The sequence below is a fragment of the Methylobacillus draconifructus genome, from assembly GCF_045984355.1.
GTDB classification, from domain to species: domain Bacteria; phylum Pseudomonadota; class Gammaproteobacteria; order Burkholderiales; family Methylophilaceae; genus Methylobacillus; species Methylobacillus flagellatus_A.
Genome location: NZ_JBJQII010000001.1, coordinates 1 through 16448, shown reverse-complemented (window position 1 = coordinate 16448; position 16448 = coordinate 1). Strand labels below are relative to the sequence as shown.

The window sequence follows — 16448 nt, the reverse complement described above, 5'->3', positions numbered from 1 at the left end:
TGGCGTGACAGGCGCCCTACTTGACGGCGGGGCGCCTGATGCTCTAGTCCTTGTAGGCAATCTCGCCGTTAACCAGCGTATAGCGTACCTTGCCTGCCAGCTCCAGGCCGTTAAATGGCGTGTTCTTTCCCTGGCTCAGCAGGTTTGCCGCTTTCACGTTCCAGTATTGCTGCGGGTCGAAAATGCAAATATCGGCTTGAGCGCCCAATTCCAGATGGCCTTGGCTGATCCCCAGGCTGGTGGCTGGCGCGCTGGTGATGCGCGCCAATGCGTCGACCAGGGCAACCTTCTGTTCCTCGGCCCATTTCAGCGTCAGCGGCAGCAGCAGCTCCAGACCTGTCGCGCCGGCCTCCGCTTCGCCGAACGGCACCAGCTTGGCGTCTTCATCCACCGGCGCATGGTCCGAGCATGCGAGGTCGATGGTGCCGTCGGCCAGGCCCTGGCGCAGGGCATCGCGGTCGCGCTGGCTGCGCAATGGAGGCCTCAGGTGACAATTGGCGTCGAAGAAGCCGATGTCATGTTCAGTGAGGTGCAGGTGGTTGACGCTGACGTCGCAACTGATCTGCAGGCCTTGCTGCTTGGCTTCGCGCACCATGGCGACGCCTTCGGCGCTGGAAAGCCGGCACAGGTGCACCTTGGCCCCAGTTTCACGGACGATGTGCAGGATGGTGGCGAGCGCCAGGGTTTCAGCAGCCACTGGGATAGTCTTGAGGCCGAGGCGCGCGGCAACTTCCCCATCATGCGCGACCCCGCCTTGCGCCAGGTAGGGCTCCTGCGGGCGCAGCCAGACGGTAAAGCCGAATGTGGCGGCGTACTGCAGGGCGCGCCATAGCACCAGGGTGTCGACGATCGGCTCGTCTGCCTGGGAAAAGCCGACGCAGCCTGCCTCGGTGAGCTCGCTCATTTCCGTGAGCTGTTTGCCGGCGAGTTGGCGGGTGAGCGCCCCCAAGGGATAGACATTGCTCAAATGGAGCTGCTTGGCGCGGTGCTTCAGCATTTCGACCAGGCCGGATTCGTCGAGCACCGGGTCGGTATCCGGCGGGCAGGCCACGCTGGTGACGCCGCCCGCAACCGCAGCATGAAGTTCGCTCTTCAGCGACGCCTTGTATTCGTTGCCGGGCTCTCGCAGGCGGACCGAGACGTCCACCAGGCCCGGGCAGATGATCAGCCCGTCGGCATCGATCACCTGGTCTGCCTTGAAGTCCGCCGGCATATCGCCTATGCCCGCGATCTTGCCATTGCTGACGTAAAGGTCTTGTACCGCATCGACATGGTGTCTTGGGTCGATCAGCCGCCCCTGCTTGATATGGATGTTCATTCGGAGTTTCCTGCGAGGATGCTCATGACGGCCATGCGTACCGCAATGCCGTAGGTAACCTGGGGAAGAATCACGGATTGCTTGCCATCGGCCACCGCGGAATCGATTTCCACGCCGCGGTTCATGGGACCCGGGTGCATGACGATGGCATCCGGCTTGGCAAAGGCAAGTTTTTCCGGCGTGAGCCCGTAACACTTGAAGTATTCCTGAGCGCTGGGCAGCAAGGCGCCGTTCATGCGTTCGTTCTGCAAGCGCAGCATCATGACGACGTCCACGTCTTTCAGGCCTTCGCGCATATCGTGATGGACCTGTACCCCGAGTTTTTCCACGTGTTGCGGCAGCAGCGTCTTGGGCGCGATGACGCGAACCTCGGGCACGCCCAGGGTGGTAAGCGCGTGGATTTCGGAGCGTGCCACGCGTGAATGCAGCACATCGCCTACCAGGGCCACGCGCAGGTTGTGCATGTCCGGCTTGTAGCGGCGGATGGTGAAGACATCGAGCAGGCCCTGGGTCGGGTGCGCATGTCGGCCGTCGCCGGCATTGATGACATGGATATGCGGGGCGACATGCTGCGCGATGAAATGGGCCGCGCCGGATTCCGCATGGCGTACGACGAACATGTCGGCATGCATGGCGGTCAGGTTGTCGATGGTGTCGAGGATGGTTTCGCCCTTGGATTGCGAGGAAGTACCCACATTCAGCGTGATGACGTCCGCCGAAAGGCGCTTGGCTGCGATTTCGAATGTCGTCCGGGTGCGCGTGCTGTTCTCGAAGAAGATGTTACAGACGGTCTTGCCGCGCAGCAAAGGCACTTTCTTGACTTCGCGCTCGGCAACGCCGACGAAGGATTCGGCGGTATCCAGTATCTGGTTGAGGATGGCGCGGGGCAGCCCTTCCGTCGTGAGCAGGTGCTTGAGCTTGCCGTCCTTGGTCAGTTGAGGATTATGCATCAGGCACTTGCCTCCAGGCTGAATTGGAGTTGATGGTGTTCATCGCGGGATAATTGTAATTTCTGATCGGGTGGAATATCCAGTTGCAGCGCAGCCACCTGCGGGCAGATCGGCAACTCGCGGCCGCCGCGGTCCACCAGTACGGCCAAGCTGATGCTGGCGGGCCTGCCGTAATCAAACAGCTCGTTCATGGCGGCGCGAATGGTGCGCCCGGTATAGAACACGTCGTCGAGCAGGATGATGTGGCGCTCTTCCACGTCGAACGGGATTTGCGATGGGCGCGTGTCCGCGTGCAGGCCGCGCTGGCTGTAATCGTCCCGGTAGAAAGAGCTGTCGAGCATGCCTAATTCCAGCGAGCAGCCGGGATGGGATGACTGCAGCCGGGGGAACAGGCGCTCCGCAATCCACGCGCCGCCGCTGTGGATGCCCACGATGGCGGTTTTCGGCTGGATGAATGGGGCGAGTTTCTGCTCCAGAGTCAGGAGGAGCGCTTCCGCATCGGGTAATTGAATGTTCAATGTCATGGGGCAAGTCCGTCAAAATAGGATTGCAATATATGTTGCGCAGCCACCTGGTCCAGCATGGGTTTCTGCCTGCGGCCGGTGATGCCGCTTTGCTTGAGCGACTGGCTGGCTTCCGCTGAGCTTAAGCGCTCGTCGACCAATGCGACAGGCAGGTTGAAGCGACCCTCCAGGCGGCGTGCAAACTTGCGGCATAGCTGGGTCAACGCATGCTCGTCGCCATTGAGGTAGCTTGGCAGCCCGACCACCAGCGCCACCGGTTGCCATTCCTCGATGAGGTCGGCAATGGTGGCAAAACGTTTGTCATTGGCTTCGGTATCGATGGTCGCGAGCGGATGGGCAATGCCGAGCAGGTGTTCGCCGATTGCCACGCCGATGCGTTTTTCGCCGAAGTCGAATCCGAGCACGCAGCCTTGGTGGCCGGCTGCCGGCTCAGGCATGCCCGGCTTCCTCCGCAAAGCGGGCGAAATCAAGCCCCAGCAGTGCCATGGTGGCCTGTACCTTTTCTTCCGCGGGCAAGCCGAATAATAAGTGATTGCGCTGTTCCGGCGTCGCCTCGACCGTCAGCCAGGCATTCTGCGCAAGCTCCTGTTCCAGTTGGCCTGCCGACCAGCCGGCATAGCCGAGACTGACCAGGAAGTTGTGCGGAATGTGGCCTTCGGCAACGGCCTGCAGGATGTCCTTGGAAGTGGTGAGGCCGGTATCGCCGTCGATGCTGAGGGTGGAGTCCCAGTCTTCCAGCGGTTGGTGCAGGACGAAGCCGCGATCCAACTGTACCGGTCCGCCGAAATAGACGGGCTTATCCGTCAGTGGGCTGGAGAGCGGCAGGTTCAGTTGCTTGAACAATGCCTGCAGGGTCATGTCGATAGGACGATTGATGACGATGCCCATGGCGCCGTCGGCATTGTGTTCGCAGATGAAGGTCACCGACTTTGCAAAATAGGGGTCGGTCATGGCGGGCATGGCAACCAGAAACTGACCAGTGAGATTAACGTTTTCCACGCTGCTATTATCTCACATAACGATTCTCACATCATGGCTTGCATCAGCCGGTCAGGGCGTCTCGACGTAGCCGGTGATTTCCAGGCCGAAACCGACAATGCTCGGCATCTTGCGCGGCGCAGCCAATAGCTTCATTTTCTTCACGCCGAGATCCAGCAGGATTTGCGAACCTATGCCGTAGTTGCGCAAGTCCTGGCGGATGCGCACCGGTTCGTCGGCAAACTTGATGCGTTCCACCAGGTCTTCCGCATTCTCGCCATTGTGCAGCAAGACGACGACGCCAGCGTCGGCCTCCTGGATCTTGCGCATTGCCTGCAAGGTGTTCCACGAATGTGAGCGGCTACTTTCGTCGATGAGGTCAAACACGGAAAGCGGCTCATGAACGCGTACCAGGATTTCCTTGTCGGGAGTGATCTCGCCCTTGACCAGCGCCAGGTGGGTTTCCTTGGCGATCATGTCGGCATAGGCAATCAGGCGCATCGGGCCGTACGGCGTAGTGACTTCACGTTCTGCGGCGCGCTTGACCAGGCACTCGTTCTCGTTGCGGTATTGGATCAGGTCGGCGATGGTGCCGATCTTGAGGTTGTGCTGCTTGGCGAACTTAATCAGGTCCGGCAGCCTGGCCATGCTGCCATCTTCCTTGAGAATCTCGCAGATGACGGACGCAGGGGTGAGGCCGGCCAGGGCAGAGAGGTCGCATCCTGCCTCGGTGTGGCCGGCACGCACCAGCACGCCGCCATTCTGCGCCGCCACCGGGAATATGTGACCAGGGCTGACAATGTCGGCGGGTTTCGCATTTGGCGCTACTGCGGCCTGTATCGTCCTGGCCCGGTCGCTGGCGGAGATCCCCGTCGTCACGCCCGTGGCGGCCTCAATGGATACCGTGAAATTGGTGCCCATGCCGCTGCCGTTCTTCTGCACCATTGCGGGCAGGTTGAGTTGCTTGCAACGCTCTTCCGTCAAGGTCAGGCAGATCAGCCCGCGGCCATGCTTCGCCATGAAGTTGATATGTTCGGCAGTGGTGAACTGGGCGGCAAGCACGAGGTCGCCTTCGTTTTCGCGGTCTTCTTCGTCAACGAGGATTACCATGCGCCCCTGGCGCATTTCTTCAATGATTTCTATGGTTGGGCTGATCATGATGTGTGTAAGTGATGAGTGCCGATGCGGAAAGTTCAGGCCGGAATGTCGCTCCATTGCGTCATACGGTCCACATAACGGGCAATGAGGTCTATTTCAAGATTGACCCGGCTGCCCACGCCCAGCCCTTTCAAGGTCGTGACTTCGACCGTGTGCGGAATGAGGTTGACGTTGAAGTCGTCGCCATCTACATGGTTGACAGTCAGGCTGACGCCGTCGACCGTGATGGAGCCCTTCACTGCAATGTAGCGCGACAATGGGTTCGGCGCCCGCACGGCCAGCAGCATACTTTCGCCGACCGGTTCAAAGCGGATGACCTGGCCTACGCCGTCTACATGCCCGCTGACCAGATGGCCGCCCAGGCGGTCGGAAAGCCGCAAGGCTTTTTCCAGGTTGACCTCGCGCAGGGTATCCAATCCAACGGTGCATGACAGGGTTTCCTTGGAAACATCCGCCTCAAACGTGTCCGTCCCCAATGTGACGACGGTCAGGCATACGCCATTGACTGCAATGCTGTCGCCAATCGCGACATCCTGCAGGTCGAGGTTGCCTGTATCGATCACGAGCCTGGCATCGTCGCCATGGGGAGTGATGGTCTTGATGTGGCCTTGAGCCTGAATAATGCCGGTAAACATAAGTGTGAATTCTAGCAGACCCACGGGCGGTGTTGGCGGAATTCTGTTCGGGAGCTAAACGCTTTTCATGTGCTGATTTTGAATTGTAAAGTCTCAATAAAATTAACTGCTTAATTTGATGAGCCGGAGATTAGTCCGATGGTACTAATTAGTCCAGACGTACTAAATGCAACAAATGAAATTGCTCTTATACTGCGCTCCAGTATCAAAACGGGGCGAAACCTGAGCCCATACCCATAAAAATTCTGCTTGTCCATGAGGCAGTGCGGTGAGAATGATAGAAAGGTTTGTAATGTTGAATTTCAAGGGGACTGTTGTTAGCACGCTACTGATCGGCGCATCCATTGTCAGCCAATCTACATTGGCGGCATGGGGCCATTCGCCAGTTGAGGAAACAGGTATCAAGGCAACACTGACTGGTTATGAGTTTTCCAGCAAGCAGGATGTTATCGAGGTTGACGTTAGTTTGAAAAACAGCGTGTCCGGATTTGTCGATGCCGGCGCCTATTCCGGCAAGTGGTCTGACAACACATCTTTCGTCGCCTTTTGTGTCGACTTGTTGCAGGGGTATAGGTCTTTTGAGCAGTCAGCAACTTATACTGAAGGTACTTTCAGTTCCAATATTGCCAGCAACCTGACTTCCCTGGCGAATAAATACTATTCCTCCGTGAACGATGCCGTTTCTTCCGCTGCTTTCCAAGTGGCAGTTTGGGAAATCGTGTATGAGCCATCGCGCTATGCATTCAATCTGGATAGGAATGATTTTCAGGCTGACAATACAACGACCACTACTAAGGAATATGTGCCTGGCTCCTGGAGTGGCTGGTGGTATACGCCTGGTCATTATGAATACGTGACCGTGGATGATCCTGAGTCGCTGGCTGCAATCAACCTGGCAAAGACATGGCTGGCCGGTATCGCCGATGACAGCGTGCTGGCTACCGGCGACTACAGCTTGACCTATCTGAAGAACAAGAACTACCAGGATCTGGTTGTGTTCACTTCAATTGCGGCAGTACCTGAGCCAGCAACATACGGCATGCTGCTGCTTGGCATGGGCGTGGTGGCGTTCGTTGCGCGCCGCCGCCGTGCCAATACCATCCGCTTCTAAACAGCACTAGGCATCAACAAGAGCCCTTCCGATAATGGAAGGGCTTTTTTATTGGCTTCGATCATGGTCAATGCTGTACTTGAGTCCCTTTCACGCTAGAATGCGGCATGGCATTTTTCAGACAACTTCCCTTCGAGCTTTTTGTCGGCTTGCGCTATACGCGGGCAAAAAGACGTAATCACTTCATTTCCTTTATTTCCCTCACCAGCATGGTCGGCATCGGGCTGGGCGTGGCGGCCTTGATCGTGGTGCTCTCGGTCATGAATGGCTTCCAGGAGGAGTTGCGCAGCCGCATCCTCGGCGTGGCTTCGCATTTGCAGATCACGGGTCCGAACAATGTGCTGGAGGATTGGCGCGGTCTGGAGCAGAAGGTGGACGGGGCTCCGCATGTGCAGGCCGCAGCGCCATACGTCATGGCGCAGGGCATGCTCTCGTTCGGCCAGGCCGTGCAAGGGGCGATTATCCGCGGGGTGCTTCCCAATGCCGAGGATAAGGTGGCCGAGCTGGGCAGCCATATGCGGGCTGGGCGATTAAGCGACCTCAAGCCCGGCGAGTTCAGCGTGGTGCTAGGCTCCGAGCTGGCCCAGTCCCTGGGCGTGGTGTTGGGCGACAAGGTAGTATTGATGGCGCCGCAGGGCCAGTTCACGCCGACCGGCGTAGTGCCGCGCATCAAGCAGTTCAAGGTGGTCGGCATGTTCGAGATCGGCATGTTCGAATACGACTCCGGGCTGGCGCTGATCCATCTCGACGATGCGGCCAAGCTGTATCGCATGGGCAAGAATGTTTCCGGCGTGCGCCTCAAGCTGGACGATTTGTTTAACGCTCCTGCTGTCGCCCGGCAGCTGGGGGATCGCCTGATGGGGACCGGCAACTATTACATCAGCGATTGGACGCAGCAGCATGCGAACTTCTTCCGCGCCATCCAGATGGAAAAGCGCGTGATGTTCATCATCCTTGCCCTGATTGTCGCGGTCGCCGCCTTCAATATTGTGTCCACTCTGGTGATGGCGGTGACGGACAAGCGCGCGGATATCGCCATCATGCGCACCTTCGGCGCCAGCCCGCGCAGCATCATGCAAATATTTATCGTGCAGGGCGCGCTGATCGGCGTGATCGGGACAGTGGTCGGCGCATTCTTCGGCGTATTGATCGCATTCAATATCGACACGATCGTGCCATTTATCGAGCGCATGCTCGGGGTGCAGTTCCTGGCCAAAGATGTGTACTACATCAGCGACCTGCCATCCAGGTTGCTATGGTCCGACGTTACGGTGATCGTGGTCTTGTCTTTCGTGCTGAGCCTGCTGGCGACGCTTTACCCAAGCTGGCGCGCTGCCAGGGTCAACCCGGCGGAGGCGCTGCGTTATGAGTAATCCCACCATCCTGCAATGCGTTGATTTGCAGAAAACCTATACCGGTCTCGATGTCGCCGTGCTCAACGGCATCAGCCTGCAAGTGGATGCCGGGGAGCAGATCGCCATTGTCGGCACTTCAGGTTCCGGCAAAAGCACCTTGCTGCACTTGCTTGGCGGACTGGATGAACCAAGCGCGGGCAGCGTGCAGGTGATGGGCAAGCCGCTGGCGGCACTGAGCGAAGCCGAGCGGGGAGAGTTGCGCAATCAGGCGTTGGGCTTCGTCTACCAGTTCCACCACCTGTTGCCGGAATTCACCGCCCTGGAGAATGTGGCGCTGCCATTGATGATTCGCCGTCTGCCGCGGGATGAGGCATTGGAGCAGGCAAGGGACGTGCTGGTGAAGGTCGAGCTGGGCCACAGGCTGGAGCATATGCCGGGCGAGCTTTCCGGCGGCGAGCGGCAGCGTGCCGCCGTGGCGCGGGCATTGGTGACCAGTCCGCGCTGCGTGCTCGCCGACGAACCTACCGGCAACCTCGACCGGCATACTGCCGAGGGAGTGTTTGACCTTTTGCTTGCATTAAACCGCGAGCAGGGCGTGGGCCTGGTTGTCGTCACCCACGATCTTGAGCTGGCTGCGCGCATGCAGCGGCAATATCGTCTCCAAGATGGCAGGTTGCACGCCATCTGACTAGTGACTGAAGATGCCCGCGTTCGCACTGACATTTGTAGCCGGTGCCTGGGTATTGCAGCAGTTGCCGTGGCTGCCATCCCTGTCCTGGGGATGGGGCCTGATTCCCTTGATTCTTCTGTTTTATTGCTTCCGCACGCAGCCGGTTATCCGTCACATGCTCTTGGCGGTGCTGGGGTTGGCGTTCGGCTTCTGCTGGGCGGCATGGCTGGCCCATGGCCGGATGGCGGATGAGCTGCCTCCCGAGTGGGAAGGGCGCGATATTGCCATTGTCGGCGTAGTGGCAAGCCTTCCCGGCATGCATGATCGCGGCGAACGCTTTGATTTCGATGTCGAGCAGGTCCAGACGCCGGGGGCGGTTGTACCTAGTCGAGTTTCCTTGATCCAGTATGCAGGCGGGTTCTCGTTGGAAAATACTGCACCCAAGACGCAGAATGCCGATATGCCGCGTTTCCATGCAGGAGAGCGCTGGCAATTGACGCTGCGGCTGAAACGGCCGCACAGCACATCCAATCCGCATGGATATGATTTCGAGCTATGGATGCTGGAACGCAACATCCGCGCCAGCGGTTACGTACGGCAGTCGCCCGCTGCTGTCCGCCTGGACGCGCGGGTGCACAGGCCGGCTTACTGGGTGGACATGGTGCGGGAGTCGGTCAGCCGGCGCATGGCGGATGTGTTGCAGGACCGGCCTTATGCCGGCGTGTTGAAGGCGTTGGCAATCGGCGAGGACGACGCCATCAGCCAGCAAGATTGGCAGGTATTCCGCCGCACCGGCATCATCCATCTTGTCAGCATCTCCGGCCTGCATATCACCATGTTGTCGGGAATAGTGTATGCGCTGGTGTTCGGCATCTGGCGGCGGGTGCCATACTGGACGCTGCGCTGGCCCGCACGCAAGGCCGGGCTGGCCGCGGGAGTGGTGACGGCGGTAGCATATTCGCTGGTGGCAGGGTTTTCCATCCCGACACAGCGTACCTTATATATGTTGTCGGTCATTGCATTGGCATTCTGGTCGGGCCGGCGGGTATCTATCGGCAGGGTCTTGCTGCTTTCCTTGCTTGTCGTGGTATTGATTGATCCCTGGGCCGTGCTTGCCACCGGGTTCTGGCTTTCGTTCGGTGCGGTGGCGGTGATGGCCTATGCGCTGGGCGGACGCCTGCAAAAGCCCCACTGGCTGCGGGATGCCATGTTGACGCAATGGGCCGTGACCATAGGCTTGATGCCGGTCTTGCTCATATTTTTCGGACAAGTGTCCTTGATCTCCCCGCTTGCCAATGCGTTTGCCATTCCGCTGGTCAGCCTAGTGATTGTGCCATTGACCTTGCTTGGCAGTTTCCTGCCGCTGGATTCCCTGTTGTGGCTCGCACATTGGATCATGCAGCTTGCCATGGCGCTATTGCTGTGGATGAGCGCATTGCCTTCTGCAATATGGCAGCAGCACATGCCGTCGATCCCTGCCATGCTGTTGGCCGTGGCAGGCGTGGCCTGCCTGTTGTTGCCCCGCGGGATTCCGTTGCGCTGGCTGGGGCTGGCCGGCATATTGCCGCTGTTCCTCGATGTGCCTTCCGTGCCTGCGCGGGGCGATATGCGGGTGGCCGTGCTGGACGTGGGGCAAGGTCTGGCGGTCGTGGTCAATACGCAGAACCATGTGCTGCTGTATGACACCGGCCCCAGGTTCTCCAGTGAAAGCGACAGCGGCAATAGAGTGGTCGTGCCCTACCTCAACGGTACGGGAGTTAAGCGCCTTGATGGCTTGATCGTGAGCCATGACGACTTGGATCACACCGGAGGCATGGGCTCGGTGATTGCCGCCATGCCAATAGATTGGATGCTCAGCTCCTTGCCGCGGGAAAAGCCCGAGCTTGGCAATCTGCGGCATTCGCCCTGCCGGTCCGGGCAGAAATGGAGCTGGGACGGCGTCGGCTTTGAAATGCTTTATCCCGCCAATGCAGCCGATTTGCCTGCCGGAGTCAAAACCAACAACCGCAGTTGCGTGCTGCATATCCGCAGTGCCGCGGGGACATTGCTGCTGCCGGGAGATATTGAGCGCTCCGCCGAGGCCGACCTGCTGGATGCGGCAGGACAAGGCATTGCCGCGGATGTGCTGGTGGCGCCGCATCATGGCAGCCGCACTTCTTCCACGCCCGGGTTTGTGGCGGCAGCCAAACCGCAGGCCGTGATTTTCACCGCGGGCTACCGCAACCGTTTCGGTCATCCCCGGCAGGATGTCGTGGCAAGGTATGCCGCTGCGGGAGCCAGTCTCTACCGCTCCGACCATGATGGTGCGGTACTGTTGGATTTCAAACAGCATCACGGGATTGCAATCACCCGCTGGCGGGAAAAGTCACAGCGCTACTGGTACAACCAACCTGCTGGTTTTATATCGTCTTCCCTTGCTGAAACCGGCAACGCGCGATAAAGTAACGCCACTTTACAGAACATCTTAGGGGCAATTTGTGTGGGAAATCATTAAAGCGGCAGGATGGCCGATCTGGCCGCTGATCTTTGCTTCAATCGTCGCAGTAGCCATTATCATCGAACGCCTGATCGCCTTGCGCGAGCAGCAGATTGTCCCCAAGGCCTTGCTGCCGGAAGTGCAGAACTGGCTGGGGCAGGGCCGTGCGGGTGTGACGGTGGAAGCCTTGTCCAGGCTGGAGAAGCACTCCATGCTGGGCCACGTGTTCGCGAGCGCGCTGAAGAACCTGGGCGCGCCGCGCGAAGTGATGAAGGAAGCGGTCGAGGAATCCGGCCGCGCCGTGGCGCACAGGCTGGAGAAGTACCTGACTACCCTGGGAACGATTGCGACGGTGGCGCCATTGCTTGGCCTGCTTGGTACCGTAATCGGGATGGTGGAGCTGTTTGGCGCTTTTACTGCAACAGGGCATGACGTCGCTCAGTTCGCACGCGGCATTTCTGTCGCGCTCTACAATACTGCCGGCGGTATTGTGGTGGCAGTGCCGGCCATGATTTTCTACCGATATTTTCGTGGCAAGATTGACGGCTTCATCGTCGAGATGGAGCAGGAAGCAGTCAAGCTGGTAGAAATCATCCATGGTGAGCGCAAGGAATGAATTTCCAACGAGGTAAAAAGCACGAAGATCTGGAAATGAATCTCGTGCCGTTGATCGACGTGTTGCTGGTGATCATCATCTTCCTGGTGGTGAGTGCGACTTTCTCGCGCGTCACGGAGTTGCAGATCAACCTGCCGACCGCCGATGCGGAGAACCCGCAAGACAAGCCATTGGTCATCAATGTCGGGGTCGATGAGTCAGGCCACTATGTCATCAATAACCAGGACGTGGCAGATGACTCGGTAGCTGGTATCGCGGATGCCTTGAAAAAGGCTGTCGGCGACGGCAAGGATCCTACCATCATCATCAGTGCCGATGCCAAGAGCAGCCACCAGTCGGTGGTCAATGTGATGGAGGCTTCGCGCCAGGCCGGGTATAGCCAGATCACTTTTGCAACACAAGCACGTTCTGGTTCTTGAATTTTAAAAAGTATCCATCATGTCCAAACATGCACTTGGGAAGGCTGACGCTTCCGTGCAAAGTGCGCGGGTTCTCTACCTGCGCCTTCTCAAATATGCCGCCCGCTACTGGCTGGTATTCCTGATCAGCGTCATCGCGCTGGTGACCTTCTCAGCGACGAATACCGGATTCCTTGCTACCATCAAGCTGGTCACCGATGAAGGTTTCGTCAACCAGGATTCGAACAAGCTGCACCTCCTGCCATTCATGCTGTTTGGATTGTTGGCAATCCGGGCATTGGCCGGCTTCATCTCCAATTTTGCCATGCGCTGGGTGGCAAGGCGTGTGGTGGAGAATCTGCGCCAGGATACGTTCCGCCGCTTGATGAGCCTGCCGGTGAGTTTCTTTGACGCTGTTTCGGCCGGCGTGGTGACCTCCAAGCTGACCTATGACACCGAGCAGATGGCGGGTGCCGCGACCAAGGTCGCCATGAGCGCCGTGAGGGATACGCTGACCATTGTCGGCATGGTGGGCTACATGCTCTACCTGGATTGGCAGCTCACCCTGATTTTTGCCGTGGTGGCCCCGGCCATGGCATGGTACCTCAAGAGCATGACGCCAAGGTTGCGCAGCTCGGGCAAGGCGGTGCAGCAAACCATGGGGGAAATGACCCAGGCGGTCGAAGAAGCCGTGTCCGGCCAGCGCATGGTGAAAATATTCGGCGGCGGCGATTACGAATATCAGCGCTTCGCCAAAGTGGCGGGCAAGAACCGCCATATGCAAATCCGCCTGGCGCGTTTTTCCGGCATGAACAGCATGGTTATCGAGTTGCTGGCGGGCGTGGCTTTGGCCTTGGTGGTGTTTTATGCTGTGGGCAAATTCAGTGCGGGCGAGTTTGCGGCTTTCATCGGTGCCTTGCTGATGCTGATCGGGCCAGTCAAGACGCTGACCAGCTTGAATGAAGAGTTGCAGGTAGGCTTGGCGGCCGCGCATAGCGTGTTCGAGCTGATCGACAGCGTTCCGGAAGTCGATGAAGGCGGCGAGGAGATTGGCCGTGCCAAGGGCGCCATTGCGTTTGATAATGTGACATTGCAGTATCCTTCCGCAAAACGCCCGGCCCTGCTCGATCTCAATTTCACGGTCAAACCGGGCGAGAAAGTCGCCTTGGTAGGCCGCTCAGGCGGTGGCAAGACGACCCTGGTCAACCTGTTGCCTCGTTTCTATGAGGCGCAGCAGGGGCGCGTGCTGATCGACGGTATCGATATTCGCAAAATGAGTCTGAAAAGCCTGCGCCAGCAATTTTCCCTGGTCAGTCAGGACGTCATCCTCTTCAACGATAGCGTGTTCAACAATATCGCCTACGGCGTGTTGCGCAATGCCAGCGAGGAGGAAGTGATCGCTGCCGCCAAGGCGGCGCATGCCTGGGATTTTATCCAGCAATTGCCTAACGGCCTGCAGAGCGAGATCGGCGATCGCGGCGTGCGCCTTTCCGGCGGCCAGCGTCAGCGCCTGGCCATTGCGCGTGCGATCCTCAAGAACGCCCCCATTCTGTTGCTGGATGAAGCGACATCCGCGCTGGATACCGAATCCGAGCGTCATGTGCAGGCGGCGCTGGACGAACTGATGCAGAACCGAACCTCAATTGTGATTGCCCACAGGTTGTCGACCATAGAAAACGCGGATCGTATCTTGGTGATGGAGCAGGGGCAGATTATCGAAGGGGGAAGTCATGAAGAATTATTGGCTTTGGGCGGGCATTACGCCAAGCTTTACCAGAAACAATTTCATTAATAGCCCCACTAGGAGTTGTTGACAATGGGCCAGTCATTCAGCCGATGGCTGGAGCGCCAGTGGTACCAACGTACCGGCTGGCAGCTTGTTCTCCGGCCGTTTTCTTGGCTTTTCTGCATCTTGATCGCGCTGCGTAGGCTGGCTTACCGGTTTCGCTTGCTCAAATCCCTGAAATTGCCGGTTCCCGTCATCATCGTCGGCAATATCAATGTCGGCGGTACGGGCAAGACCCCCTTTGTCATCTGGCTGGTACAGCAGTTGCGGCAAAACGGCTGGTATCCCGGCATTATCAGTCGCGGATACGGCGGCAAGTTGATCCATACCCATCAGGTCACGAAAGACAGCCTGCCCCAGGAAGTGGGCGACGAGCCCGTCTTGCTGGTTCAGCGGACCGGCCTGCCTTTATATGTTGGTCGTAAGCGCACCCGGGCCGCGCGTCATTTGCTAAGGGATTATCCGGAGTGCAACCTTATCATTAGCGACGATGGCCTGCAGCATTATGCGCTCGAGCGCGACATGGAAATCGTCATCATCGATGGCGAACGCATATTCGGTAACGGGCAGCTGTTGCCTGCGGGGCCGCTGAGGGAATCCAGCGCGCGCCTCGAGGGCGTGGATGCGGTCGTCTTCAATAGCGGGCCGCCTGCTGCCGGCGGTTATCTCATGCATCTTGTACCGGATGATCTCCGCAAGCTGAACTCTCCCGAGGAGCGTATGGCGGTGACCGAACTGATCGGCAAGCACGTGCATGCCGTAGCGGGAATCGGTAATCCACAAAGGTTCTTCGGTCAGCTGGAACAAATGGGCCTGATAGTTGAAGCGCACCCTTTCCCGGATCATCATGCCTATAGCGAGGATGATTTCCAGTTTGCCAAGGATGATATCGTCCTCATGACGGAAAAGGATGCGGTCAAGTGCACCGCGTTTGCAAGAGAGAACTGGTGGTTCATGCCCATCACGGCCGAGATAGACCGTGCGCTTGCAGAAAAAATACTAGCGCGCCTGACGCGACTTATAGAAAAGGAAATTTGATCGATGGATGCGAAACTGCTTGAAATCCTGGTATGCCCGATTTGCAAAGGGCCTTTGCATTACAAAAAAGCCGAGCAGGAACTGATCTGTAAGCCTTGCCGGCTGGCTTACCCCATACAGGACGGCATTCCTGTCATGCTGGAGGATGAAGCGCGCAAGCTGCCAGCCGAAGAAGAGGTTAAGTAATGTCGTTCAAGGTGGTGATCCCCGCCCGCTATGCCAGCAGCCGCTTGCCCGGCAAGCCGTTGCTTGATATTGCCGGCAAGCCGATGGTCGTGCGGGTTATCGAGCAGTCTCTCGCAAGCGGCGCGACCGAAGTTGTCGTCGCGACAGATCATGAGCGCATCCAAGAAGCCGTCTTGGGTTATGGTTATGAGGTGGTTATGACCAGGGGGGATCATGCATCCGGTACGGATCGAATTGCCGAAGTGGTCCAGCAGCGCGTCTGGAGCGATGACACGATCGTCGTCAATGTGCAGGGGGATGAGCCGCTGATTGATCCGCTATTGATCGGGGAAGTGGCCGGCAACCTCTCCGCCCACGCTGAAGCCTCCATGGCAACTGCGTGTCATGCCCTGCATGACACGCCATCCATCCTGAACCCCAACATTGTCAAAGTCGTCCTCGATCAACAAGGGCACGCACTCTACTTTAGCCGCGCCCCCATTCCTTATCCCAGGGATGCTTTTGCCGCCAACCAGGATATTCCTGCTGATATGCCTATCTATCGGCATATAGGTATCTATGCGTACCGCGCCGGATTCTTGCAAGCCTATGCGGCGCTGGCGCCTTCCGCGATTGAGCATTTTGAATCTCTGGAACAATTGCGCGTGCTTTGGCACGGATACAAAATTAGCGTCGAAATCACAGAAAAGGCGCCGGCGAGCGGCGTGGATACGGAAGCTGACCTTGCTTACGTACGCTCTGTCGTGATCAGCAACGAAAATAAGTTGCTGTGATTTTGATGCTAAGCGATTGATTGCAAGAAAGAACGGCATTTGGCACCCGAATGTCTTGCAGTGAATCCCCAAAAATACGTTGACATTGAAGTTCTGGGTTTGCTATAGTTTCACCTCTCGACGCAACACAAATCTAACGAAATGGGTTGCAACGACATCGGTCGCGGGGTGGAGCAGTCTGGCAGCTCGTCGGGCTCATAACCCGAAGGTCACAGGTTCGAATCCTGTCCCCGCAACCAAACAAAGCAAGTTTTACAAATTGGTGTTGACATATAAATCCTGATCGGTAAAATGCGCGGCTCGCTGAATGAGGCGGTGCAGTAAAGGTGGTAGCGAAATTGATTGAGTGAATAAATTTCGAAACTAGCTTGACCTGGTTTAAAAGGTCTGTATAATGCGCCCTCTCGCTGAATTCGAAACGAATCGGCGGCGAGTAAAAAGAAGTAACCTGCTCTTTAACAAAACGAACAACCGAT

At 57.9% G+C, this 16448-nt stretch carries 17 protein-coding genes and 1 tRNA gene; 11 read left to right on the top strand and 7 right to left on the bottom strand.

All coding sequences use genetic code 11. From position 1 onward, the window contains the following. Positions 1-43: 43 nt before the first annotated feature. Genes ACJSDX_RS00090 through ACJSDX_RS00060 form a run of 7 tightly spaced genes read right to left on the bottom strand, consistent with a single transcriptional unit; the run spans position 44 to position 5563 of the window. Positions 44-1318: a dihydroorotase gene (locus ACJSDX_RS00090; protein ID WP_407992963.1), complete on the bottom strand. Its 1275-nt coding sequence runs from the start codon at positions 1316-1318 to the stop codon at positions 44-46. Next, entirely contained in the window at positions 1315-2268 is a 954-nt protein-coding gene (locus ACJSDX_RS00085; protein WP_309566396.1) for an aspartate carbamoyltransferase catalytic subunit, read from the bottom strand. Before ACJSDX_RS00085 ends, ACJSDX_RS00090 begins: the two co-directional genes overlap by 4 nt. After that, positions 2268-2792 carry a bifunctional pyr operon transcriptional regulator/uracil phosphoribosyltransferase PyrR gene (gene pyrR, locus ACJSDX_RS00080; protein WP_309566398.1) on the bottom strand — a complete coding sequence of 175 codons (525 nt, stop codon included), beginning with the start codon at positions 2790-2792 and terminating at the stop codon, positions 2268-2270. Before pyrR ends, ACJSDX_RS00085 begins: the two co-directional genes overlap by 1 nt. Next, positions 2789-3229 (bottom strand): Holliday junction resolvase RuvX, encoded by a 441-nt coding sequence (gene ruvX / locus ACJSDX_RS00075; protein WP_407992962.1) that lies wholly within the window; start codon positions 3227-3229, stop codon positions 2789-2791. The genes pyrR and ruvX overlap by 4 nt, the downstream gene beginning before the upstream one ends. Then, on the bottom strand, positions 3222-3791 hold the full coding sequence (locus ACJSDX_RS00070; protein WP_309566402.1) for a YqgE/AlgH family protein: 570 nt from the start codon (positions 3789-3791) through the stop codon (positions 3222-3224). The genes ruvX and ACJSDX_RS00070 overlap by 8 nt, the downstream gene beginning before the upstream one ends. A gap of 51 nt (positions 3792-3842) precedes the next feature. Then, the gene (ribBA, locus tag ACJSDX_RS00065) at positions 3843-4928 is read right to left on the bottom strand and encodes a bifunctional 3,4-dihydroxy-2-butanone-4-phosphate synthase/GTP cyclohydrolase II (RefSeq protein ID WP_407992961.1); all 1086 of its coding nucleotides are present in this window, start codon (positions 4926-4928) and stop codon (positions 3843-3845) included. A 35-nt stretch (positions 4929-4963) separates the two neighbouring features. Next, positions 4964-5563 carry a riboflavin synthase gene (locus ACJSDX_RS00060; RefSeq protein ID WP_309566407.1) on the bottom strand — a complete coding sequence of 200 codons (600 nt, stop codon included), beginning with the start codon at positions 5561-5563 and terminating at the stop codon, positions 4964-4966. Between the two features lie 292 nt (positions 5564-5855). Between ACJSDX_RS00060 and ACJSDX_RS00055 the strand changes: the two genes are divergently transcribed. The 11 genes from ACJSDX_RS00055 (at position 5856) to ACJSDX_RS00005 (ending at position 16211) form a co-directional block, all read left to right on the top strand. Continuing rightward, complete coding sequence (locus ACJSDX_RS00055) at positions 5856-6674, top strand: PEP-CTERM sorting domain-containing protein (RefSeq protein ID WP_407992960.1); 819 nt, start codon at positions 5856-5858, stop codon at positions 6672-6674. Positions 6675-6781: 107 nt separating this feature from the next. Further along, positions 6782-8047, top strand: coding sequence for a lipoprotein-releasing ABC transporter permease subunit (locus ACJSDX_RS00050; RefSeq protein ID WP_407992959.1), 1266 nt, complete (start codon positions 6782-6784; stop codon positions 8045-8047). Beyond that, positions 8040-8717, top strand: coding sequence for a lipoprotein-releasing ABC transporter ATP-binding protein LolD (lolD, locus tag ACJSDX_RS00045; RefSeq protein WP_407992958.1), 678 nt, complete (start codon positions 8040-8042; stop codon positions 8715-8717). Before ACJSDX_RS00050 ends, lolD begins: the two co-directional genes overlap by 8 nt. 13 nt (positions 8718-8730) lie before the next feature. Next, complete coding sequence (locus ACJSDX_RS00040; RefSeq protein ID WP_407992957.1) at positions 8731-11139, top strand: DNA internalization-related competence protein ComEC/Rec2; 2409 nt, start codon at positions 8731-8733, stop codon at positions 11137-11139. A 37-nt stretch (positions 11140-11176) separates the two neighbouring features. Continuing rightward, the gene (locus tag ACJSDX_RS00035; protein WP_407992956.1) at positions 11177-11791 is read left to right on the top strand and encodes a MotA/TolQ/ExbB proton channel family protein; all 615 of its coding nucleotides are present in this window, start codon (positions 11177-11179) and stop codon (positions 11789-11791) included. Beyond that, the gene (locus ACJSDX_RS00030; RefSeq protein ID WP_309566418.1) at positions 11788-12210 is read left to right on the top strand and encodes an ExbD/TolR family protein; all 423 of its coding nucleotides are present in this window, start codon (positions 11788-11790) and stop codon (positions 12208-12210) included. Before ACJSDX_RS00035 ends, ACJSDX_RS00030 begins: the two co-directional genes overlap by 4 nt. Positions 12211-12229: 19 nt before the next feature. Next, entirely contained in the window at positions 12230-13981 is a 1752-nt protein-coding gene (gene msbA, locus ACJSDX_RS00025) for a lipid A export permease/ATP-binding protein MsbA (protein ID WP_407992955.1), read from the top strand. Between the two features lie 24 nt (positions 13982-14005). Further along, complete coding sequence (gene lpxK / locus ACJSDX_RS00020; RefSeq protein WP_407992954.1) at positions 14006-15013, top strand: tetraacyldisaccharide 4'-kinase; 1008 nt, start codon at positions 14006-14008, stop codon at positions 15011-15013. 3 nt (positions 15014-15016) lie between these two features. Continuing rightward, a complete protein-coding gene (locus ACJSDX_RS00015; protein ID WP_309566424.1) occupies positions 15017-15199 on the top strand; it encodes a Trm112 family protein in 183 nt (60 codons plus the stop codon). Continuing rightward, on the top strand, positions 15199-15972 hold the full coding sequence (gene kdsB, locus ACJSDX_RS00010) for a 3-deoxy-manno-octulosonate cytidylyltransferase (protein ID WP_407992953.1): 774 nt from the start codon (positions 15199-15201) through the stop codon (positions 15970-15972). Before ACJSDX_RS00015 ends, kdsB begins: the two co-directional genes overlap by 1 nt. A 162-nt stretch (positions 15973-16134) precedes the next feature. Further along, positions 16135-16211 (top strand) — tRNA-Met (locus ACJSDX_RS00005). Positions 16212-16448: the final 237 nt, after the last annotated feature.

Excerpts from the sequence above, each read along its gene's own strand:
- ACJSDX_RS00090 (WP_407992963.1), bottom strand. The coding sequence starts at position 1,318 with ATGAACATCCATATCAAGCAGGGGCGGCTGATCGACCCAAGACACCAT.
- ACJSDX_RS00085 (WP_309566396.1), bottom strand. The coding sequence starts at position 2,268 with ATGCATAATCCTCAACTGACCAAGGACGGCAAGCTCAAGCACCTGCTC.
- pyrR (WP_309566398.1), bottom strand. The coding sequence starts at position 2,792 with ATGACATTGAACATTCAATTACCCGATGCGGAAGCGCTCCTCCTGACT.
- ruvX (WP_407992962.1), bottom strand. The coding sequence starts at position 3,229 with ATGCCTGAGCCGGCAGCCGGCCACCAAGGCTGCGTGCTCGGATTCGAC.
- ribBA (WP_407992961.1), bottom strand. The coding sequence starts at position 4,928 with ATGATCAGCCCAACCATAGAAATCATTGAAGAAATGCGCCAGGGGCGC.
- ACJSDX_RS00060 (WP_309566407.1), bottom strand. The coding sequence starts at position 5,563 with ATGTTTACCGGCATTATTCAGGCTCAAGGCCACATCAAGACCATCACT.
- ACJSDX_RS00055 (WP_407992960.1), top strand. The coding sequence starts at position 5,856 with ATGTTGAATTTCAAGGGGACTGTTGTTAGCACGCTACTGATCGGCGCA.
- ACJSDX_RS00050 (WP_407992959.1), top strand. The coding sequence starts at position 6,782 with ATGGCATTTTTCAGACAACTTCCCTTCGAGCTTTTTGTCGGCTTGCGC.
- lolD (WP_407992958.1), top strand. The coding sequence starts at position 8,040 with ATGAGTAATCCCACCATCCTGCAATGCGTTGATTTGCAGAAAACCTAT.
- ACJSDX_RS00040 (WP_407992957.1), top strand. The coding sequence starts at position 8,731 with ATGCCCGCGTTCGCACTGACATTTGTAGCCGGTGCCTGGGTATTGCAG.
- ACJSDX_RS00030 (WP_309566418.1), top strand. The coding sequence starts at position 11,788 with ATGAATTTCCAACGAGGTAAAAAGCACGAAGATCTGGAAATGAATCTC.
- msbA (WP_407992955.1), top strand. The coding sequence starts at position 12,230 with ATGTCCAAACATGCACTTGGGAAGGCTGACGCTTCCGTGCAAAGTGCG.
- lpxK (WP_407992954.1), top strand. The coding sequence starts at position 14,006 with ATGGGCCAGTCATTCAGCCGATGGCTGGAGCGCCAGTGGTACCAACGT.
- ACJSDX_RS00015 (WP_309566424.1), top strand. The coding sequence starts at position 15,017 with ATGGATGCGAAACTGCTTGAAATCCTGGTATGCCCGATTTGCAAAGGG.
- kdsB (WP_407992953.1), top strand. The coding sequence starts at position 15,199 with ATGTCGTTCAAGGTGGTGATCCCCGCCCGCTATGCCAGCAGCCGCTTG.